Source organism: Nitrospira sp. MA-1, assembly GCA_032139905.1.
Classification (GTDB): Bacteria; Nitrospirota; Nitrospiria; order Nitrospirales; family UBA8639; genus Nitrospira_E.
Genome location: JAQJDB010000004.1, coordinates 74949 through 96831, shown reverse-complemented (window position 1 = coordinate 96831; position 21883 = coordinate 74949). Strand labels below are relative to the sequence as shown.

20 protein-coding genes and 1 pseudogene are annotated in these 21883 nt (G+C 51.8%); 7 read left to right on the top strand and 14 right to left on the bottom strand.

Annotation, left to right across the window (positions count from 1 at the left end; translation table 11 throughout):
* Positions 1-109: 109 nt before the first annotated feature.
* Positions 110-2332, bottom strand: coding sequence for a hypothetical protein (locus tag PJI16_03535; protein ID MDT3776629.1), 2223 nt, complete (start codon positions 2330-2332; stop codon positions 110-112).
* Positions 2333-2911: 579 nt separating this feature from the next.
* Here PJI16_03535 and PJI16_03530 point away from each other — a divergent pair.
* Both PJI16_03530 and PJI16_03525 read left to right on the top strand, forming a co-directional pair.
* Positions 2912-3499, top strand: a complete 588-nt coding sequence (locus tag PJI16_03530; GenBank protein MDT3776628.1) for a hypothetical protein — start codon at positions 2912-2914, stop codon at positions 3497-3499.
* Between the two features lie 21 nt (positions 3500-3520).
* Complete coding sequence (locus tag PJI16_03525; protein MDT3776627.1) at positions 3521-4204, top strand: PDZ domain-containing protein; 684 nt, start codon at positions 3521-3523, stop codon at positions 4202-4204.
* Positions 4205-4352: 148 nt separating this feature from the next.
* Here the strand turns inward: PJI16_03525 and PJI16_03520 are convergent.
* Positions 4353-4682: pseudogene (locus tag PJI16_03520) on the bottom strand (DDE-type integrase/transposase/recombinase).
* A 138-nt stretch (positions 4683-4820) separates the two neighbouring features.
* Positions 4821-4970 (bottom strand): hypothetical protein, encoded by a 150-nt coding sequence (locus PJI16_03515; protein MDT3776626.1) that lies wholly within the window; start codon positions 4968-4970, stop codon positions 4821-4823.
* Positions 4971-6527: 1557 nt separating this feature from the next.
* On the opposite strand from PJI16_03515, the gene PJI16_03510 reads away from it, so the two are divergent.
* Positions 6528-6710: a hypothetical protein gene (locus PJI16_03510; GenBank protein MDT3776625.1), complete on the top strand. Its 183-nt coding sequence runs from the start codon at positions 6528-6530 to the stop codon at positions 6708-6710.
* A gap of 597 nt (positions 6711-7307) precedes the next feature.
* Here PJI16_03510 and PJI16_03505 read toward each other — a convergent pair.
* The 4 genes from PJI16_03505 to PJI16_03490 all read right to left on the bottom strand — a co-directional run bounded on the left by PJI16_03505 (position 7308) and on the right by PJI16_03490 (position 12797).
* A complete protein-coding gene (locus PJI16_03505; GenBank protein ID MDT3776624.1) occupies positions 7308-8315 on the bottom strand; it encodes a hypothetical protein in 1008 nt (335 codons plus the stop codon).
* Between the two features lie 455 nt (positions 8316-8770).
* On the bottom strand, positions 8771-9634 hold the full coding sequence (locus tag PJI16_03500; protein ID MDT3776623.1) for a universal stress protein: 864 nt from the start codon (positions 9632-9634) through the stop codon (positions 8771-8773).
* A gap of 41 nt (positions 9635-9675) precedes the next feature.
* On the bottom strand, positions 9676-11124 hold the full coding sequence (locus tag PJI16_03495; GenBank protein MDT3776622.1) for a SulP family inorganic anion transporter: 1449 nt from the start codon (positions 11122-11124) through the stop codon (positions 9676-9678).
* 374 nt (positions 11125-11498) lie between these two features.
* Entirely contained in the window at positions 11499-12797 is a 1299-nt protein-coding gene (locus tag PJI16_03490) for a hypothetical protein (protein ID MDT3776621.1), read from the bottom strand.
* Positions 12798-13074: 277 nt separating this feature from the next.
* On the opposite strand from PJI16_03490, the gene PJI16_03485 reads away from it, so the two are divergent.
* On the top strand, positions 13075-13443 hold the full coding sequence (locus PJI16_03485; protein MDT3776620.1) for a DUF2784 domain-containing protein: 369 nt from the start codon (positions 13075-13077) through the stop codon (positions 13441-13443).
* Between the two features lie 392 nt (positions 13444-13835).
* Here the strand turns inward: PJI16_03485 and cynS are convergent, their stop codons facing one another.
* Both cynS and PJI16_03475 read right to left on the bottom strand, forming a co-directional pair.
* Positions 13836-14288 (bottom strand): cyanase, encoded by a 453-nt coding sequence (cynS, locus tag PJI16_03480; GenBank protein ID MDT3776619.1) that lies wholly within the window; start codon positions 14286-14288, stop codon positions 13836-13838.
* Positions 14281-14532: a hypothetical protein gene (locus PJI16_03475; GenBank protein ID MDT3776618.1), complete on the bottom strand. Its 252-nt coding sequence runs from the start codon at positions 14530-14532 to the stop codon at positions 14281-14283. The genes cynS and PJI16_03475 overlap by 8 nt, the downstream gene beginning before the upstream one ends.
* A 219-nt stretch (positions 14533-14751) precedes the next feature.
* Between PJI16_03475 and fabF the strand changes: the two genes are divergently transcribed.
* From fabF to lpxD, 3 genes are read left to right on the top strand one after another with little or no spacing between them, the layout of a single operon-like run.
* Positions 14752-16005, top strand: coding sequence for a beta-ketoacyl-ACP synthase II (fabF, locus tag PJI16_03470; protein MDT3776617.1), 1254 nt, complete (start codon positions 14752-14754; stop codon positions 16003-16005).
* A complete protein-coding gene (locus PJI16_03465; GenBank protein MDT3776616.1) occupies positions 16002-16373 on the top strand; it encodes an acyl carrier protein in 372 nt (123 codons plus the stop codon). Before fabF ends, PJI16_03465 begins: the two co-directional genes overlap by 4 nt.
* Positions 16374-16396: 23 nt before the next feature.
* A complete protein-coding gene (gene lpxD / locus PJI16_03460; protein ID MDT3776615.1) occupies positions 16397-17479 on the top strand; it encodes a UDP-3-O-(3-hydroxymyristoyl)glucosamine N-acyltransferase in 1083 nt (360 codons plus the stop codon).
* Between the two features lie 41 nt (positions 17480-17520).
* Here the strand turns inward: lpxD and PJI16_03455 are convergent, their stop codons facing one another.
* The 5 genes from PJI16_03455 to PJI16_03435 form a co-directional block, all read right to left on the bottom strand.
* Positions 17521-18060 carry a hypothetical protein gene (locus tag PJI16_03455; protein MDT3776614.1) on the bottom strand — a complete coding sequence of 180 codons (540 nt, stop codon included), beginning with the start codon at positions 18058-18060 and terminating at the stop codon, positions 17521-17523.
* Between the two features lie 194 nt (positions 18061-18254).
* A complete protein-coding gene (locus tag PJI16_03450; protein ID MDT3776613.1) occupies positions 18255-18446 on the bottom strand; it encodes a DNA gyrase inhibitor YacG in 192 nt (63 codons plus the stop codon).
* A gap of 93 nt (positions 18447-18539) precedes the next feature.
* Positions 18540-20264 carry an ABC transporter ATP-binding protein gene (locus PJI16_03445; GenBank protein MDT3776612.1) on the bottom strand — a complete coding sequence of 575 codons (1725 nt, stop codon included), beginning with the start codon at positions 20262-20264 and terminating at the stop codon, positions 18540-18542.
* Between the two features lie 126 nt (positions 20265-20390).
* Positions 20391-20921, bottom strand: a complete 531-nt coding sequence (def, locus tag PJI16_03440; GenBank protein MDT3776611.1) for a peptide deformylase — start codon at positions 20919-20921, stop codon at positions 20391-20393.
* 112 nt (positions 20922-21033) lie between these two features.
* Positions 21034-21861, bottom strand: a complete 828-nt coding sequence (locus tag PJI16_03435) for a HEAT repeat domain-containing protein (GenBank protein ID MDT3776610.1) — start codon at positions 21859-21861, stop codon at positions 21034-21036.
* Between the last annotated feature and the right edge of the window lie 22 nt (positions 21862-21883).

The following is a 21883-nucleotide window of genomic DNA, read 5'->3' as shown; positions in this document are numbered from 1 at the left end:
TGAGTTCCGATCCGTTAGATTGAACATTGGTGAACGTAAGTCGAATTTCTTCTCGCTCGAAATCCAGATGAGGTTGAGGAAGGTTAGTACCTGCTAAAAATAGTTTTTATCAGAGGGCCGGCTTTACCAATAGCGCACGCATTTCGGCCGAGGCTCGCGACCAAAGCTTGCTAGCAGTATTAGCGATGTTCACCTCAACACGGCCCGGTTGTCCGCTCCGTCCAGGGTAACCAGCGGAACCATCACGGCCCGCGCGACCATCCTTCCCATTTCGTCCATTCATAAGCGCAGGACCACCCCTTCCTGCTCTACCACCCGTCCCACCTTCACCCGGAGCACCACCGTGGCCACCTGCGGTGATTAACTGAAACATCGTTTCCAGCTTCCGGTCAGCGATCTCTAATCGAATATCGCCGCCATCAGCACCATCTCCGCCATCTCCACCATTGCCAGCATCGGCCCCTTGCCCCCCATTGCCGCCACGCAGATTCATATCACCAGTTCCACCATCGCCACCTGCTCCCCCATGACCGCCTCGTCCTCCCTTGCCCCCAGGACCACCGATCAATTCAACCTTCCACGGTTCGCCCAGTATCAGCAAAGATATTTCTTCTGTTTCTGCACCCCGTTGAAAACCAAACAGGACATAGTCCTGCCCATCTATGCCTTTGACTTGCATAGCCGTAAGATTTAATGGATCGGGTTTTACGCCGGGATTGCCGTTGTGACCATCCCCGCCAGCTTCGCCATCACCAGCATGTTCACCATTGGCTCTGCTCTGGATCTGTGCACTCCGGCCGTCTATCCCCTTACGCCCATCACGACCCTGACGCCCATCACGACCAGTTCTCTTTTCCAGGGTGCCTTGGTTTGCTTTAAACAAATAAGGACTATAGAGGCTTGTGCTATCGAGCGTGTATTCAAGACTTTTGGCAAGATCACGCCGTCCTTCGTACCAGACTTCCATAGTCAACGCACCGGTTAGCGCGTTGGCGAGGTCTCTATCAATGACGACGTAAAACTCAGGATCATCCCATTGTCGTATTGTCGGGCCGGGCTCAATGGTAATACCTTCACTCGTTTCAAATTTCAATTTCTGCCAAACACCGTCTTCATGGCCATACCACTCGTACCATTGGTCATGAAATTTCACCGAATATTCGAGCCGATCTCCAGGAAGGACTTTTGTGCGATCTTGGTAGCCTCTCGCGTTGTTAATGTGCCCCCAGGAGACCTTGGTAATTTTTTCTGAAAGCGGTAGGTTCGCCCGCATGGGTTTTATCCCAACCGGAATGGTAATATTTACTTCGGGCGCGCCAACCATTGCCACCGTTAAGGAATGGGGGCCTGTGATTTGCTGCGCCCTTATTTGCAACTGGCAACCCTGCTTACGGACATCAAGGTTTTGTCCTGTCACGATCAGGCGAGAAGGGTGGATTCCTGTACACTGTTTCCCGGAGAAGTGATTTATTCCTTGTGTGAAATCAAATTCAATAACGTTCCATGCATCGGCCTTTATCCCTAATAGCTTTTCTTGGTATCCATTGGGTTTCTCACGTTGCGAATACCAACCCCATTTACTCGTACTGGGGACCTCTCTCCCTTCGATGACAGCAGGCATGCCATCGTCATTAACGACATATGCTAAACTCGTGTCTAGCTGAAGAGGCTGTGTGTGGGCAAGCTTTGGCGGCAATCCCCAGGTATTTATCGTATTAGGGCGCAATGTCCTCGTCAGTATAGGCCCGTTTTTATATTGAATTCTCAAAATGATTTCGACATCATCCAGTCCCTCTATAATGACTTCAGGATTTAGCTTGTCACCCCAGCGAAAATGGAGATAACCTTCAATCATGAAGAGTGTGCCTTTTTTCTCCCACTCTGAGCCCGATAAAGTGATAGTGAAATCACTAGGAGACAAGACCCGCGTCGCAGGCAAGGCCAAATCCTTTTGGGAGCGCACGCTGGACGGCTTCATATAAAACCGCTGATTTTTGTCATTTTCCAATTCTGCAACAATGGGGATATCCGCACCAGCCTCGAAGTAGTTAGCTTGCTGATCTTCATTGGGTAGATTAGAGCGACCCATGGAACTGAGAGCACACGGCCAACAGCTATAGGAGGTAGCCATCGGTAAAAAATGAAGTTCTTCAATAGTGGCTTTTCTCGCAGTCTCTTGTTTGGTTTCGGAACGTTCTGTGGTACTACAGCCCCCCAGAAAAATTATGATGAGAGAAACTCCTACATAAGACAAGGCACCTTTCCTTACCCGTTGAGCTCGCACTCTGAAATTTATTGAAATCCTCATTATCTTCTCCAGCACCTGCCTCATTTTACTTCCTGTACCATCAATACAAAGTGTCATGACGCACGAATTAACACAAGTAATAAAGATTTAACTTCAGCCAAAAGTACGACTCATACCTTGTACTACCCTAACCAAAAATCAGTGTTTTTTCTCGGCAGAGTCATCCTTATTTGAAACTGTGTATCATATCTCATGCATAGACCACTTTATACACCAGAATCCCATTGCGGAGCCTTAACTCCAAAATAAGATCTGGCAGTATTCTCCATGCATGAAGTCCAGCTGAGCATTATTGTTGAGATCTGCAAATAAATACGGGTTTGATTCGCCACCGATTAATTTTGAGTGAAACTCGGGATTCTCACGAACTAGAAAAAATCTTAAAAGCACAAACTATCCTGCACAATGATTCGATTATGCATAATGATGATCCAAGTATTCTAATAACTGCTCTTCACATCAAAGCTATCCTTATTTTATGTTTCTCACTATTGACATGGACAACAATAGAAAAGAAAATGCGCCCTCTGTAGTTATTTCGAAGCGGCACGCTTTGGAACAACACAAACTGCGCAAATTCACATACTCTAAGGTGAAAGGATTATGGCACGCATTCGATCCGATTATCTCTTAATAGTCATGGTAACTGGGGTGATTGCGACCAGCGGCTGTACCACCACTGCACCGACCAGTAAGGACGGCACCATAGTCCGTACCAGCGTGGAATCGTTCTACCGTGAGTCCCCCTGGGTCAATGCCAAACCGACCAACATCAAAGCCATGGGAGATGCCCTGGTCAACACGACACAAGGCTTGGCCGATATCAGTGCTGCGTATTCGACGCAACTTCAAATTAATGGTTTGGCTCAGCAGCAACTCTTACATAATCCGCCGGCATACCAATCTCGATCGGCTGAAATCAGGGAGTGCATCAATGTGGGCGGAGGAATGCAAGGCGGAATGACTTGCGAAAAAATTGGTTTGACCAACTATCGAGAGCAATACGTCAACCAAGCCCCACGCCGTGCAGAAACTCTAAGTGATGTTTCAAGCCTGGGCTGGACCCAGGCGCGAGGCCCCCTGTTCACCGAACTGGAACTGGCGGAATTCGCCACCGCCGTTGGTGGGTTAGTTCAAGCCAATGGCCGAATGGGGCGCGCTTTACCGCGCGCATTTCCAGGGCGACGCTAAGCGCCCAGGACCGGTGTGGATTTGGTTATACTCATACTCAAGAAATTGAACGGCTCTACAGGTCAACAATTTGCTTACGTTCTCCTCGTGTCGATACTGGCCTCTGGCTTGGGCGGCTGTGCCTACCCTTACAGCATGAGTTATCATCCGTTGCTCGATCCTGAGGACTACCGACTAATTAAGGCGAAATCCATCGACCATCATTGGGTCACACACATGGACCAAGAGTCTGTGAAGATGTACCGGCAGGGTTACGCCATGGTTGGCTACTCGTATTTAGTCGGCGGGCATTTGCCGATAGTTGCACCTATCTCGGCCATGAACTTTGGTGGTAGTCTCGATGCGGCTCAGGTGCTTCAGTGGCGGAATGGAAGTTTGTACTTGGCAACGTACTGGCGGGCTGTCAGAAAATTTAGTTTTGGGGCGTACTATGAGGACGCGCCAGTCAGCGCACACCAACGCATTGGGGGTGATGTCGCAGTCATTGTTCAAGATGTTGTTGACGGCAGCCCCGCTCACGCGGCGAAGCTAATGCCCGGTGATTTATTGCTGGCTCTGGATGACCAAATAATCCCTGATGCGCGCTGGCTTGATGAGTCCATTGCCTCCAAAAGTGGGCAAGATATCATTTTAACGATCTGGCCAATGCTTGGAATGGAACCGGTAAACATAAAGTTTACGCTGGCGGAATCCAGCAACCCGTAAACTGACGCTTGTTGTATGCTGCTTAAATGTGAAGATTAGTTACCTCATCTTCTCAATCCTTCCCCATCAGACATTCTTGTAGCAAATTTGAAATGTACCATTCAGGCGGCCCTGCCCCCCTGCTTTCGCACAGACCATGGTTCCTAATCAATGGCCGATAGCGCGGAGAACCATACTGATTGCCACGATTAGAGTGGATAATCGTGCCCTTGGGGAAGCCGCGACGCAACACGGCCATGGTCAGCGCGTCACACACCGGCTGTTGTGTCATCCGTCGATTCATCGACCATCCGACCATCGCCCGTGAGTACAAGTCCATCACGACGGCGAGATACCGCCATCCCTCCTCAGTCCAGACAGAGGTACTGTCACTGGTTCATTTCTGATTGGGCGCCGCCGCACGGAAGTCCTGCTCGATCAGACCGGGTGCCACCGGCTTTGCGTGAGTCGAGTCAGTGGTGACTGTAAATTTCTTGGCCTGAATCGCTTTCAGTCCCAAAGCACGCATGCGTCGAGCCACACGGTTCTCACGACAGCTCAGGCCTTCATCCTGTCACGCCTCGGTAATCCGTGGCGCGCCATAGCGTTGGCGGTGTTCAGTAACGATCTCCTACATTCATCTCTCTAGCGCGATATTCGAACGAATGCCCTGCCTCAGATCACGCGCTGTCCAATCATAATAGCCACTTCGGGAGACGCCCAACACACCACACGTGAGGGTGATCGGCCAGGTCTTCTGCTGCTGCTCGATGAATCGAGACCTCATGTGTGTTCCTTGGCAAAAAAAGGCCGTGGCTTTTTTTTGGTTTCACGCTCCATCCGTAAACGGCGATTTTCCGATTCGAGTTCAGGGATCCGTTGCTGCTCGGTCGGTCATTTACCCTTCAGATGAGAGCGTCCCTCTCTTGGACCAGCCGGCAGGTGTCGGATCAAGGAAGAAAAATGTTCACCAGATCTCCTCTCATGGAAAAGGCCCGGGCAGCAACACGACCAACTCCGTCAGGTACCTTTTTTGTGTCATCCAACTTGACTTAATTCCATAATTAACCAAGAATCCGCCTGTCCATACCAGGCCGATCCATGAGCTTTGATGCTAGTCAAGAGGGTTGCTATGCCGATCAGCATAAAAATCGGTAGATACCAGAAAGTGGATCGCGTCGCCCACATCAGAAGTATACCGCCCGGCGAACCTGGAACAGATGAACGTAAGCTCCTCCGCAACCTCTGCCGTTGCCTTGACGGCGACGAAATTGAACGACTGTTATTCTCTAATCTGGACTCAGACCTATTACTACGGGACATCTCTCTCCAGGTTATTTGCGAAAATCTTGCTGATGGGAATCGCTCTTTTGGACGGCGAATTATTAGCCGGCTACTTCGGCTGGTACCGAAAGCGAAGTACCGAGAACGAGAAAGTTACGGGCTTTGCTTGAGTAAAATAGGGGAGGTTTGTGATACTCGCACTCGCCGAAGAATTCAACGATACTTCCTTGCCTCGCCGTACACTCGAATGCGTCAGCGCGGATATAAGAGTCTATCCGCTGAAGGTCGACGGATTCCTAAACATCTCGTACTGCGATCCTGGAATTCATGCCGAGATCCGGCATCTGCGGACCTGCTCATACAACACTTCTCACCCACATTCCTCGAAGAGAATCGGGTAGGAATTTCCGAAGTGTTGACTCACCCCTCGGAAGTGGCAAGACTCTATATACGAATTGGCCAAGAGTCACCTGACGTTACTCAGAACCTACGTGATTGGGACGCGATAACCTATTGCTATGTTTCAGCGAAACTCGGGCGGCGGATACACAAGTCCATCGCTCGGAAATACCTTGAGCGGAATCTCGTCAACGAAAGGCTCGGGATCCTGCTTTGGGCTTTGCAAAGATGCGATTCTGGGATCTTCTTGAAGAGGTACGAGTTCGATTGCCGGAAGTACATACACGCCGCCACAACACTCCTTACTCAGGAGTGGGCATCTAACGAGTAATTGGAGGTGGACTGCTGACCCGCCCGCAGGTCAGTTGACTCGGTACGCTCGGTGGCAGCTCAAGTGAATCGTTAAATTGCACATGGATTTTCTTGACGAGTATTTCGCAGAATGGTTACGAGTTTTTCTGCGATCATGATCCGCCCCAGCCATGGCCATGCAAACCCCGTGGCGATCGTGAGGTACTTTCTGGTGAACCAGGATGATGCTATGGGTCTATGGGGGACAAACAGATTTTTTGGGTTTGGACTACCACGCCGTTAACACCGAGCTGTTAGGCGGACGCTTCTGACAGTTTTAATCCCCGTAGGGGAAAGGTATAATCGGAATATGTCATCTGAAACCATACGAGACCGCATTCTGGAGTCCTTGCAGAATTTGCCATCTGATGCGACATATGACGACGCCATTGAGCGGCTTGTATTTCTCGCCAAGATTGATGCAGGCTTGGCTGAACTTGATGCGGGAGAAGGCATTCCGCATGACCAAGTCAAGCGTCGGCTCGGATTGTGACTCAAATCATTTGGTCTCCCCAAGCACTCCGTGATATGGAAGCCATCCGAACATACATAGCCGAAAATTCCCCGCACGTCCGGTCTCTTTCCTGGCCTCCGATAAACAGGCGCTCAACCGACAGCCATTGGGTTACACATGAACGCCCGTGAAAAGTGTAAGAAGTGTGACCACGAGTTCTCCGCGATCATGACCAACTCTAGCCGGAACCATACCAGACCACTCACCGCACCTAGACCCTATGACGATCATGACCGACTTTTTAGGAAGCCTGGGTGCAATGCTGCGGGTCTTTGGAGTTCAAAATTTTGCACTGAACATTCGTGTCAACGTGATGTTCCGTAATGCCGGGTTTCGCCCCCGGCAGGCGAGGCCCTTTTGTTTCGGCAAAAGGGCCCAAAACCAGTGACGCCCCGTCTGGCTTTATTGAAATGTAGGGACGCAGGAGGGCGGATCAACTCGCCGGGCTCAAACAGGGCCCGCCAGCGGATGAGAGCGTCCCTACTTGGGCCAGCCGGCAGGCGTCGGACGAAAGGATACGAGTCTTTTTGTCCGAGCCTTGGTGGGGAGTAGTTGGGAGATATCCTATTCAGAGGGTCAGAAATGCGGTCGTACAATTTCAGTTGCTGTTCGACACATGGCATGCTCCAGAGCGGGCTGTTCCCTGGTCATCTGTGGCGTTGACAACACGGGGATCTCTCTCCCCTGCTCTAGGTTTTGCGGGATGTCATCCGGCCAGAATTGGTCCCTTCTGATTTCCCGGCCATTTTTATCCCGATAGACCAGCTCATCGGTAACCAGATCGTATTCCGGTATGTCGGTCTGCTCCCAACGCTGCACAAAGTATTGATAACACAAGGTGTACAGCCCGTGGTCGTTCGCATTGTGTCGCAGCACGTATTCCGGCATCTCCTGAATATCCAGATCGGTATGGTAATGCTGCATCCAAAGATAATCTCCAAGAATAACCAATTTCAGAAGCGGAGGATCCGAATAGAGTTTCAGTTTGACGGATTTTCCGACTCCCTGAAGCCTTTTGAGCAACTCAATACTTTGCCTGACGCCCGCTCGATATTTCTCAATCGACATTAACGGATCGGCAATGGCCCGGATGCGTGCACTGGCACCCTGGCTAAAGGGGTTTACCAGCATGATGTTGGCTCCCAGACATTTATCCAGAATGGTCGATAAGTCCCCCACCTGGTCACGCAACGTGTCATACCCGCTTGACCCGATGACCAGGACCGTTCGGCCACGCCCCTGGGTCTGCCGAAGTTTGCGAATCCCATCCTCAGCCCGTCGCGCCCGTTTGGGGAAAAATGACACGAAGCCGGCATCGATCGCCATTTTGGCCAGCTTCCGATCCTGCCAACTCCGTCGGAGATAGGTCATCACCACAATCAGTAACGCCGCGACGCCTATTTCCAAGGCCACGATCGACATTTTTTCTGTTTCTACTCTTGTCCAATAGGTCAGAAAACTTCTGGCCGCGGTCGGGAGCGACATCGCAATCCCCGCACTCAGACACAAAATTACAATATGATAGCCAATCTCGGAGGCATTCTTGATACCCTCACCCATTTTGGCCACAATCTTTTTTACCATCACGTATCCTTCTTTCTTTTCACAAAAAACTACAAAAATTTACACACACGATTCAACATATTCAGGTGTCAGCCCACTTCGGCCACCGTTGCTGCCCTATCACACAACTCCTGGATCCTTGTGGGATTGTTCCTGCTTTCAGGAGACCACGGAGGGTTTGCACAAAAAAATCGTGTAAGTCCCTGTTTCATTCTCGGGGGGTCTGTCGCCCCGGAAAGAAGAGGTCTTACACGATACGTTTGACGGTATCATAGGGTTTGTATTCTGACAAGCTGGACCTATGACAGCCCGGCTTCTTTTTTCTTCTACGTCCACCCTTTCGTCATGATGAACATCACCGAGGTTTCCCGTCCTCCATTCCGTGGCTGCGCCGTGTCTGTCACCAGTGACCGCCTCTCCGCATTCACCATTTTTATTTGGTGGTATCAGATTGAAACGAAGCAACGGCAGATGATTTATCGGAGCAATAGCGTCGGAACTTTAGCGGAACGCAACAAGTCGGAGGTTTTGCTGCCGAATACCAGGCTGCGAAGCGGAGAATGGCTGTACGCGCCCATGATCAGCATATCGATGCCCTGCTCCTGGACCGCCTTGGCAATGACGCGTTCCGCGTCGCCGGGAATGAGTGAAGGCGAAACATCAAAGCTTGCGGCCTCCAATGTGGTCTTGGCCCATTCAAGCTGTTTGGGGGCACTCTGACTTTCTTTGCCGGACATCAGAAGGTACACCGGCAGGCCACGGAAGAGCGGGCTGGCCGCCACCATTTCCACACCTCGTCGGGTGACGATTCCACCATCGAAGGCAATCATGATCCGGCGAGGCTCGCTGAAGCTATCAGTGACCGCGAGTATCGGTTTGTGCAGGGCGCGCACCACCCGCTCAACATTGCGCCCCAAATCACGCTGGGTGGCCTCAGCCGAGACACCCCGGCGCCCCAACACAAACAGACGCACGGATTCTTCCTGCTCCACCAAGGTCTCTTCCAACAGCCCGTAGCGCTGGCGAACATCGGGAGATTCGACTCCCGAGACCATGGCCCGCTCCCGTAATTCGTTCAAGAAGATCCGGCCCCGCTCACGGGCCGCCTTGCTGCGGGACTCATCCTCATTGGACAGTTCGTTCAACAGCACTTCCTGCGCATCGATCCCTATGGCACCGCTGTGATCGTGGCCGGTCGCAATCTCGGGATGCCGATCGATCACATGGAGAAATTCCAGCGGTGCCGCCATGCGGCATGCCGCCCAGGCCGCATAGTCGGCCACGTAATCGGCGAAATGCGATTGATCGACGCAGGCCAGCACCTTATTCTCATTCTTGATGACCCGCCACTTTTTCACATTTTTCACCAGATGTGTTCCTCTCAGTGGCCCATCACCTGTTCCACGGCATCGGGTTTGTCGTGGACGGCGAAGCGATCCACCATCGTGGCGCTGGCTTCATTCAAGCCGATGATCTCGACTTCCGTTCCCTCGCGGCGAAACTTGAGGATGACTTTATCCAACGCGCTGACAGCAGTCAGATCCCAGAAGTGGGCACGGCTCACGTCAATTTGAACCTTTTCGATCACTTCCTTGAAATCAAAAGAATTGACAAACCGCTCAGCCGAGGCAAAGAACACCTGCCCGGTGATGATATAGGTGCGCAGACGGCCCTGATTCTCCGACTTCCAGCCAATATGCAAAATCTGTCCGACCTGGTGAGCGAAAAAGAACCCGGACAACAGCACGCCAACGAGCACGCCCTTCGCCAGGTCATGAGTGGCCACGACCACCACCACGGTGGCGATCATCACCACGTTGGAGCTTTTGGGATGCTCCCGCAGATTGCGGATTGAGGCCCAGTTGAAGGTGCCGATCGCGACCATGATCATCACGGCAACCAGTGCGACCATCGGGATTCGGGCCACCCAGTCACCGATGTACACCACCATCAGCAGCAGAAACACGCCTGCAACCAGGGTCGAGAGCCGCCCACGGCCTCCCGATTTCACGTTAATGACCGACTGCCCAATCATGGCGCATCCGGCCATGCCGCCGATGAAGCCCGAGGTAATATTGGCGATGCCCTGTCCGACACATTCGCGATTTTTGTTGCTTGAGGAATCCGTCAGGTCATCGACGATGGATGCGGTCATCATGGATTCCAGCAGCCCCACCACGGCTAATGTGGCCGACACCGGGAAGATAATTCGGAGGGTGTCCCAATGCAGCGGCACATCCGGCAGCAGGAACATCGGAAGGGTGTCAGGGAGTTGGCCCATGTCGCCCACGGTGCGGATATTCAAGCCAAGACCAATGGACACACCGGTCAACACCGTAATGGCTACCAGCGGAGACGGCACACTCTTGGTGAGGTACGGGAAGAGGTAGATGATGGCCAGGCCAGCGCCCACCATCGCATAGGCCTCCCAGCTCACACCGGTCAGCTCAGGCAGTTGCGCCATGAAGATGAGGATAGCCAACGCATTGACGAAGCCGGTGATCACGGAGCGCGACACAAAGCGCATCAGGGAACCAAGTCGGAGCCAGCCGGCAACGACTTGCAGCACACCCGTCAGCACCGTAGCGGCCAGCAGGTATTGCAACCCATGGTCTTTGACCAGGGTGACCATTAACAGCGCCATCGCACCCGTGGCAGCCGAGATCATGCCCGGCCGACCGCCGGCAAAGGCGATGACGGTGGCCATACAGAACGAGGCGTACAGACCCACCTTGGGGTCTACGCCGGCGATGACCGAAAAGGCAATTGCTTCAGGGATCAATGCCAGCGCGACCACGAGACCTGCAAGCAGATCGTTTCTGATATTCATACCTCCACGGATTTTGCCAACGATCTCCTGTATCATTCATCTTCCTTCTTTCAATTTAGACAGACCTTCTGCACAAAAAACACACGCCAAGAGACCATTGGGGGTGCGGGCTCCGCCCGACCACCCTTTCTGTCCCATCACACAACTCCTGGATGCTTGCTGGAATGTTCCTGTTTTCAGGAGACCAAGGAGGGTTCGAACAAAAAAATCGTGTAAGGCCTTACTTCGCTTTCAAGAGGTCTGTTGCCCCGGGAAGAAGAGGTCTTACACGCTACGAGAGGTCTTACACGCTACGCTTGACAGTATCACAGACTATTCACACGCACAAGCGACATTGTTGAGTGAGAAAATGAAGATTGTGGGCACCGCACTGATCACTGCGGAGCGGAGAGTTCATCCTGGGCCACATGGCCCCGCATCGACTTCTCCGTGATATTGTCTTGAATCTCCCGAGCGATGACCCGTGCCAACTTGCCGACGGGAAGCGCACCCATCGGAAGACCATTGGTTTCCGCATAGAAAGGATCGTCCGGCGAGGCGGCCCGATACGTATTTATCAAGATCATGGCGGGTTGAATGGTTCTCTCTTGTTCGCCAACCGTGATCGATTGCTCTTTGGGGACCACCCGGGTCCGCGTGGCCCAATCCCGATTCTGAATGTCCGCGAATGTGACGTTCCAAACTTTGCCATTGAGCAGACTCCTGATCGCCTTCGGAGTCTGTTCCTGAAAGTATGGTTCTCTCACAATTTTTTGCAGCGCCTCACGCACCCGAATGTCATACAATTTGGTCGTGGAATCAGGTTGTGCCGGGGGGATCCGTGTGGTGGAACCGGTTTCGTAATAGGATTGTCCATCCAAACTGTTATGCCTGTCGGTGGTAGTTAAATAGGTGCGAAACAAAAGCTGAAGCAGATGATCGCGGTCCTCTCCTGACATTTCCGCAATTTCTTGATTGGTCTTGATCGGAACTTGCTTGAAGTTTCCGGGGGGCATATTTGTTTGACGTTTCGAGGTCGTGTCGCTTTTGCTCACCACCCATTGAAATTCTCTCGCAAATACCGGCACCAGTTGATCCGGATGATTGAGATAGCCCTGTTTCTCGAGTGCGGATGCGCTGATAAGCAGATTGACCTGGTTGGGTTGTGCGGTTTGGGCCACCAACAATAAAAATTCTTTACCCTCCCGATTCACGACCTTTGGTTCAATGATGACTTTTTGTAGGGCATCTTTGGTCAGGGCCTCTTGAAATCTGGCGTATTCAGTCCGATGTTCCATCATGTGATTGAAAACCCCAATAACCGTCTGGAGTGCGGCATTGCCTCCGGCTTGGACCTGGCTACCTTCTTGGTCTGTCCCGACTCCCTTGGAAAGATAAACCTGAAACGGCGCACCTTCAATGGTATGCCCTACAGCATTTTGGGTTCCGGACTCGGAAGCCACATGATGCCCTTCGGAACCTTTATGGCTGCCCATAGCCAAGGGAACGACCGTTCCAATCCACACCACCCCCAGGATGAAACCCACCAGTTTACTTCCCCGTGATAGCCCCCTGGCCTGGGATCCGATCAGGTGAACCGGTGGTAAGCCATGTAAGAACCTTTGTCCCACGTTTGCCATCCGATGTGAGTGTAAATCGAGGGGAGCTCCGGGAGATACACTATCGTAATTCACTGCCTCCTCCTCCCTCTGTTATGCCTTTATTGGAATGACAGACCGACATTCAATTGGTACTTTACACCCGCATGATCGGCATACGAATTTCCGTCGCTCCACAAAGCGCAAGAAACCATTACGTATTTGGATTTAGCAGGATGGAAGACCCATTCCGTCGGGAGGAATCCAGGATGGTACCATCCCGGACGGAACAGAGGGGACGTCTGTACTATTTCCTCTCGATCCATTTTGGGTCTGGAATTGACCGGAAACCATCACAATCGGGATAGTCCTCATGCATTGGCAAATCCTTGCTGACCTTGTCCTTCTGATCCACTTAGCCTTCATTGTCTTTGTATTGGTCGGGGGAATCCTTACGATGTGGTGGCGCTGGATCCCCTGGGTTCATCTTCCTGCCGCACTTTGGGCGGTAGCCTTGGAATTTGGCGGGTGGATCTGCCCTCTCACTCCATTAGAAAACTGGCTTCTTCAGGCCGGCGGTGACGCTGGATATGCGGGTGGATTCCTTGAGCATTATGCCCTGCCCATCATTTATCCCCAAGGCCTCACCCCGGAGATTCAAATAATCTTGGGGTTCATCGTCCTGCTTTTTATGGTTGTGACCTATGGGTTTGTATGGTGGAGGAAAGCCTCAGGTATCTAACCTACCTCAGTTAACCCTCCGATTTTTCGTTAAACCATTCCCCCCATTCCACCGTCATATTTTTCTTCGTCTACACGGTCTATCTCCAACTCGTTTTCATTAGCATTAAACTTAAAGTTACACTTTACTTTTAGCTTGAGCTTCATGCTACAGACAAATGAAATTAACCGCTCCACAAAGGTTAATATATGCATTCACAATAAAACAAAATTATGCATTTCATGGACTGCCTAATCCTAATGATCCACCAACATTCACTTTCATTTCAGAGAGCCTAAAACAAATAACTTAAAGTAAAAACTAAACTGTTGCATTACATTTAATGGAACTAGAATCAACAATAATCTCCTGCCCTCTGGCCCATTGCTTCCATGGCATCACTCCCCGCCCAGCTATGCGGTCTGTTCGATATGTGGCAGAAACTTTCCATTCCATGTCATGACGACACGGTCCTCTCCTTTGTCACCCTTTACCTTCTCGACGGTGAGCTTAAAATCAATCGCCGACATAATCCCATCACCGAACTGCTCGTGCATGATGTCCAGAATGGACTCCCCATAATGGGCACAAACCTCGGTCATGCGATAAACATGTGGCTCCTGCAGGACCGCCGGATCATAGGATCGCAGGGGAAACTCCCGCATGGCATCAAGCAAATTCCCCGTGAGTCCCGGTACCAGCTTGACGAGCAAGACCTCCGTTTCCTTCTTGAGTTGCGCCTGCAATCGGAATAATTGGGCCACATAGACGTTACACAGGCCGAGGGCTGCTGCCAGCTCGTCGTACGTCTTTCCTGAGGCTTTTTTCGCTGCAAGCAACTGACTGACAAGTTCCTTTTTATTCATTTTCACCCTCTCCTCCTTTAAAGTCTCCAAATGATTGATATTCCCATGGTGCCCCTGGAGCTGAGACGTTCTTCTCTGCCTCACGGCTGACAATACGGTAGGCGGTGAGCATGGACGTGTCAATCCAATATTCCCCCACCTGAAACGGCTTCCAGTACGTGTTGGAGAGTCCTTGATGCCTTGCCAGACTTCCCCCGAAAGGGGAAGTTCTCAAGCGGGGACTCAAGTAATTTCCGCCAGCCATTTTTCATGACTCCGACATTCTGCTTACGTTTTAGGCAAATCGTGAATTTATTCAACTCAAATTCCCCTTTACCGCGCGACCCTTCCAGGCACCAAATCCTAAACTGAAATGCTCGATATGAAGAAAAAAGAGCATAAAAACAGAATTTATCGCACCATGCCCCCTCCCTATTTGACCAAAGGTTCTGGTAGGTTAGAACCTTCTTTTTTGGAGAAAACTATGGCAGTGCGCGTGGTCATTACCGGACTCGGCATCGTGTCCCCCATTGGTGTCGGGGTTCCTACTTTTTGGAAGTCCGCCCTTCATGGCAAATCAGGGATTACGGCGATCTCATCTTTTGGGGATTTCCCCATGGAATCCTATCGCTCCAGGATTGCAGGGCAGGTTTCCGACTTTCGTCTCCCGGATCCTTCAGAAGATAAATTCTCATCGCGTGTGGACCGCTATGCGCAATTTGCCCTTGCTGCCACACGGGAAGCCATTCAGGATAGTGGGCTGGACCTTGAGAAGGAGCCGGCCGAACGGATGGGGGTCATGGCCGGTGTGGGCATGGGTGGCATGATGATGGGGGAGCGTGAACTCACCACCCTCTATCAGTCCCGGAAGCCCCATCGGGTCCATCCGAACTTTATTCCGACCATTACGCTGAATTCCGCCTCAGGCATTCTGGCATTAGCCTTTGGGGCAAAGGGACCGAATCTCACCATTTCCACCGCCTGTTCCTCCAGCATTCATTCTATCGGACAAGCCCTGCAGGCCATTCGCTTGAACCAGGCGGATGTTGTCATTGCCTCAGGAGCGGACGCCAGCATTACCCCGTTGGTCTTTGCCGGCTTTTGCTCATTACGCGCCTTATCCACCCGGTATAATGACCACCCCGATCAGGCTTCGAGACCATTCGATCAAGGACGGGACGGTTTTGTGATGGGGGAAGGGGCCGGCACCCTGATTCTGGAATCGCTTCGCCATGCCACCCGTCGTAAAGCGAAAATATATGCCGAACTGGCGGGGTATGCCGCCACCAACGAGGCGTATCATATGGTGATTCCCAGAGAGGATGGCTCGGATATTGCGAGAACCGTCAGCCTGGCGTTAAAAGATGCAGGGGTTTCGCCATCCCAGGTGGACTACGTCAATGCCCATGCGACATCCACTGTGGTCGGTGACGATGTGGAGGTCAAGGGGTTACGGGCGGTGTTCGACAAACGCCTGAATGCCATCAAGGTTAATGCCACCAAATCGCTCATTGGCCATACCTTGGGAGCAGCAGGAGCAATCGGCACAATTGTCTCGGCCTTATCCATTCAAACCGGTGTCATCCACCCCACGGTGAACTATGATAATCCGGACCCCCATTGTGCCTTGCCGGGACTTTCTACTAAGGTACAAAAAAAATCCGTTCGGGTGGGCTTGGTGAATGCCTTCGGATTTGGAAGTAACAATGCGGTTCTCGTCTTAAAAAAGTTTACATGAAATCTTCCGTAAACAAATCCTCTCAACTCAGTCAGCAGGTGTACCACACCCTCGGTAAATACCTTCAGCGCGATCCGAAAAATCTGCATCCTGAGGATTCGCTCCGTGATGATTTGGGATTGGACTCGCTGCAAACCATTGAATTAGTCTATGAAGTCGAATCGGCGTTTGACCTTCAAATACCGGATGAGGATTTTGGGCGATTAACAACCATCGGGGCGGTCATCCTTTATCTGGATGAACGGACACATGCTCAAGGGAACGCCCTCTCCGACCCGCACCCCACACCACCGGCAAAGAATTCGCGCCCTGCTCCAGTTGTCAAAAAAGCCAAAACCCGTCCCACTTCAAAAAAATCGCGCACATGACGATATCGTCTTCCCCAGGAATCATGAATATTCCTCTTCAGGAATTAGCCCAAGCCATTCACGCCACCATTCACGGATCCTCTGACATTCAGATATCCGGGCTCTCTCATCTTGAAGGAGCCTCCTCGGGAGATATCTCCTTTCTCCTGAAGCCTTCGTTTCAGAAAGCGGCACGTCAGTCACAGGCGGCAGCCTTCATTGTGACAGAGCCTATTCCCGACGATCCTCGACCGCAATTAATTGTTCCGAATCCGCTGGTCGCCGTCACCACCTTGGCGCAGAAATTTTTCCTTCCTCCTCTTCCACCACGTGGCATTCACCCCACGGCTGTGTCAGGACTCGATGTGCGGATTGGTCCGGATGTCTCAATTGGCGCTCTCGTCACTATTGGGGACCGCGTGCTCATCGGCTCCGGGGTCACCATTCATGCCGGGGTACATATTGGCGACGATGCCAGTATCGGGGATGAGTGCATCCTCTACCCCCATGTCTCATTACTGACCAAGTGTGTCCTCGGCAATCGAGTCATTGTGCACAGCGGCGCCGTCATCGGGAGCGACGGCTTCGGCTATGTGCAACATGAAGGCCGCCACCATAAAATTCCGCAATTGGGCCATGTGATCATTGAAGATGACGTTGAACTCGGGGCCAATGTGACCGTGGATCGGGCAACATTTGGCAGCACCGTCATTAAGCGCGGCACAAAGATCGACAACCAGGTGCAGATCGCCCATAACGTGGTAATCGGGGAAGACTGTATTCTCGTCGCCCAGGTGGGGATTGCAGGCAGTACGGTGTTAGGCCGCCACGTCATGGTTGGGGGCCAGGCCGGCCTGGTGGATCATGTCACGATCGGTGATCAGGTGAAAATTGCGGCGGGCTCGGGGGTCACCAATGATGTGAAATCCGGTCAGATTGTAGGTGGGCGACCGGCGGTCGAACATGGTATCTGGCGAAGGTCACAGGTCATTCAATACCAACTCCCCGAATTGCGCAAGGAACTTCGGGCTCTTCAAAAACAGGTCAAACATCTTGAATCGCTTCTTCCGGCCCAACCGGCTCCCAAGCCAGAACGGTTCAAGAAGCCTTCACCCTCCAAGCGCTAATCCGGCCATAGCCGATCCAGGACTCAACAGCAGAAAAGGCCTCATTTCTTTTTGCGGTCCGGCAGCAACACTACCCCCTTCCAAAAAAATAACTTTGCCCAGAAATAGCCTGCCCAGGGCAAGGCAAACGCGGCAACCGGCTCCATAAAACCGGTAGCCACAGCTAATCCGGAAAGCGCAAAAAACATCACGATCCCCAGAAGATACCAGAGCGGAACGAATCCGCGACCGCGATGCTCAATATCATGCTCGGTGATGGCCTTCTTGGCCTTCCGGACCGACCGTTGGCTATAGGCTCTCATGCGATTAGCAAAATGTCCCGGAAACTCTCGCAATAGATACTGTTGGTATTTCGTTTGAACGATTCCCACAAGAACTCCGGCTATGATGAGCGCCGAACTGTAGGTAAAGGTTTCCCATCCATACGTTCCTGCCCAGAATTGAAAGCCTAAGGCGATGACTCCGACGACGATCGAAATCAACCCCAACAAACTGGCAGGAAGTAGGATATTGGTCCGGACAAACTCCTGGGCCTTATCTGTTTCGTCCTCATGACGTTTCGCCGTGATCATTTTTGGCATAGGTTTGTCTCCATTATAATTTCATTTACCAGGAGCATCTCGGACTGGATGGAGCGAGGGCGAAAAGGTCAATGTGGCTGAGCGAAACCCTATTTTGGCGAATTGCCCATCGTTGGCCTCTGACTCAGAAAAGCGGTGAACTTGAGAGCAGGAAGCCATATTGGCAACGCATTTCTCCTCAGTCTAACCCTCTCCTAATCAGCAGATGTGGGTCCGGACTCACCAACCGCCTCATCCAACCCATCTTCTTCCGCATCGGGAATACGATAGCGTTCACTCAACCATCCATCCAAATCCAACAATTGGCATCGCTTGGAACAAAAGGGTCGAAAGACATTGCCTTCCCATTGTTCCACGTTGCCGCATATCGGACATTTCACGGTCATTTCGTTTCTCACGATAGACTCGGGTCTTTAGTTCCGGCCCCCACCCACCAGCGCTCGATTACGCGTATAGCAGCGGATGTATGCGATACCATGTTAAACATGAAATTGGGCTTCATACAACCCGGCATACAAGCCCCCTCTTGCCAGTAGGGTCGCATGATCGCCTTCCTCAACAATCTGTCCATATTCAAACACGACAATTCGATCCACGGCTTGCAGAGTTGACAACCGATGGGCCACGATAAACGTCGTCCGGCCACGCATGAGTTCATCCATGGCAATCCGAATCTCGACTTCCGTTTCCGTGTCAATATTCGACGTGGCTTCATCCATGACCACAATGGGTGGATCTTTGAGCAATACCCGGGCAATGGCGATACGCTGTTTTTGCCCAACCGACAATTTCACTCCGCGTTCCCCGATCCAGGTGTCATATCCATCAGGTAGCGCTTGAATAAATTCATGCGCTTGCGCAGCCCGCGCCACCGCTTCTATTTGACCCTGCGATGCCGCCAAGTCTCCATACGCTAGATTGCTTCGCACCGTGCCATTAAACAAAAAGGGTTCCTGTTGGACAAAGCCGATTTGTTCACGAAGATAGAATAACGGGAGATGACGAATATCGTATCCATCCAACTCAATCGCACCCTCCCCCACATCGTAATACCGGAAGAGAAGTTTCATGAGCGTGCTTTTTCCCACACCGCTTGGCCCGACTAACGCCACATGCTCCCCCGGTTCCACCACCAGGGAAAGATGTTGATAGACCGGTTTCCCGGGCCGATAAGAAAAGGCCATATCCTTCCATTCGACTTTCCCCGACAACCGGGGCTGAGCCGGACGAAGATGCCCGTGGTCGGGAACGGCAGGCTCCGCATCCAAGATGTCAAACACCCGTTCACTGGCAGCCAGGGCATGTTGCAACAAATGATTCACGGAATGAATTTGATTGACCGGGGTATAAAACAAGACGAGGTATGATAAAAACATGACCAACTCACCAGTGGAAAGATGACCGGCTATCACTTCACCTGCGCCATACCACACAATCAAAATGGTTCCCAGGCTTCCGATGAAAATCATTCCAGGAGAATAAATCGACCATAAATACATCGCTTTCAGATTTGCTTGGCTGTAGTGATGACTCATGTCCTGAAAACGAGTCTGCTCGTAGGGCTGTCGATTGAATCCCATCGTTTCCCGGATCCCCGACAAGGAATCCTGCAGATAGCCATTGAGTTCAGCGGCCTGCTGACGAATATCGTGATAATACCGGTGGACCCGGCGGGTAAACGCCACGCCTCCGATGGTGAGTATCGGAATCGGCAGTAGAACGAGAAGGGCCATTTTCCAGTTCAGCATAAATAAAATAGTGGTAATGCCGACCAGGGTCAAAGTGGCCGTCAACATGCCCTCAAGCCCATCAATGAAAATTCGTTGCACGTGTTCCGTATCATTCACGACACGCGACATGATTTCACCCGTCGATCGATTTTCATAATACGTCAACGATAACCGTTGCAGAGCGGCAAACACTTGTTGTCGGAGTCGATGCACCACCCGTTGCTCTAGCGTGTTATTAAAGCGGATGCGGAGGGAATTACAGAGATTCTTCAGTCCATAGGCCAGGAGTAGTCCAATGAGCACCCAGGTCAGCATGTCCGTATTTTTTGCCGGGATTACGTCATCAATCACCACTTTGATGAGCCAGGGGGGGAGCAGCTCCAGGGCCGTCGTTACACCGGCAAAGAAGAAGGTGACACACACGAGCCCGCGATACGGGGCCAGGTAGGACAGGACTCTCAGGAGCGATTTCACAGGAAGTTTCGAAACCTTTTTTGTCGCCAGATGGCGTGATTCTCATGGGAATCATGGAATCACGGAAACACACGCGTGGAATGGATGAGCAGAAAACGCTCGACGGTCAGCTCTTTCAAGCAGGAATTAAATCACCGGGGCGGATTCTTCGCGCCAATAGGCATCAAACTCTTCCAACTGGGTCAGGGTCGACATGTCGGCCATCCGATCAATGAACAATTTTCCGATGAGGTGGTCCATTTCATGCTGGATGCACACCGCATAGAGTCCGTTCGCTTCAAAATCCTGGAGTACACCCTGCCGATCATAGGCCTGCACGCGGATCATGGACGGCCGGACCACCTTACCTCGCATGAGATCAATACTGAGACAACCTTCCCACATTTCAGTTTGGGAGGGGCTATAAAACACAATTTTAGGATTAATGAGGACGGTCTTCGGAATGCCATCCTTCCCCTCACATTCCATCACGACAATCTGTTCCGAATGTGCGACCTGCGGGGCGGCTAATCCAATTCCCTCATAATGCACCATCGTTTCAAACATATCATCAAGGAACTCCTGGATTCGTCGACTCCCGATTGATGCGGGATCGACCGGCTTGGCCTGTTGCCGGAGAACGGGGTTGCCGATTTTTGCTATAGGTAATACTGCCATCAACCTGACTCCTTTTCTGAATCTTCTACGTCTTTCGTCTCATGAAATCACACGCTTCCGACCACCGTCCGGGAAGGCCCTGGCCTCTCGTTTGGTTATTCAGGGACCACTGTCAACTGACATTCAGGTCTGCCGGTGATCGAAGAGGTTTTGTGGATGACGGGGTCTCGCCGAATCGTTCCTGATTCTCTTCCAACCAGGACCACCATTCCTTCATCCATTCCTTCCTGTCTTCAGGGGTGGAGGCTTCCCAATCATGGATTGAACCGCTGAATCTGGTGAGAATCCAGAAAGAATCCCGCGCCGTGATTGACACGTATTGCTCTGGATCTGAAATGGCACTGATAATGAAAGGCAGCACTTCCTTCCGATGGACCCTCCGTGATTCAAACACCGCCGTATTCCGAATCGTAGAATTGGGGTCCTTCACCATTACCTCTATGGCCGGAACGACCTGGTTGGGATCCAATCGTGTCGCCACACGCAATGCATGGGACCGGATCCGGGAGTCTTCCTCCGAATTGATTGCGACCTCCAGTAAGCCCGGGACTGCGGAGGAATCATTGATCATCGACAGCGTTTCCACCGCATTGAACCGGACTCTGGACACCGGCGACTTGAGGGCTTTTACTAAATACGGGATCGAGTGTTTCCCAAAATAGACAAACTCTCCGATGGCCCAAAATTCCTGTTTTCCCTCAAGCAGCGGAATAAGTGCTTCCAGACGCTCCTCATCCTCGGTCGTTAAGCTTTCAGGAGGTGGCGTGGCCTCGACCCCTCTTGATTCTGACGGAGGAGGAGGCTCATAGGGCACTTGCGTCAGGTAGAGAGGGGAACGACTTGTTCCTGGTTCTTCCGCCCACAGCGGAGCGCCGGCCAGGAAAAAGGCCACGACCACCCAACATATTGTCTGTGACGAAATTATCATTCGCTGCATCATGGACTTCCCTTTCGTGAATCCT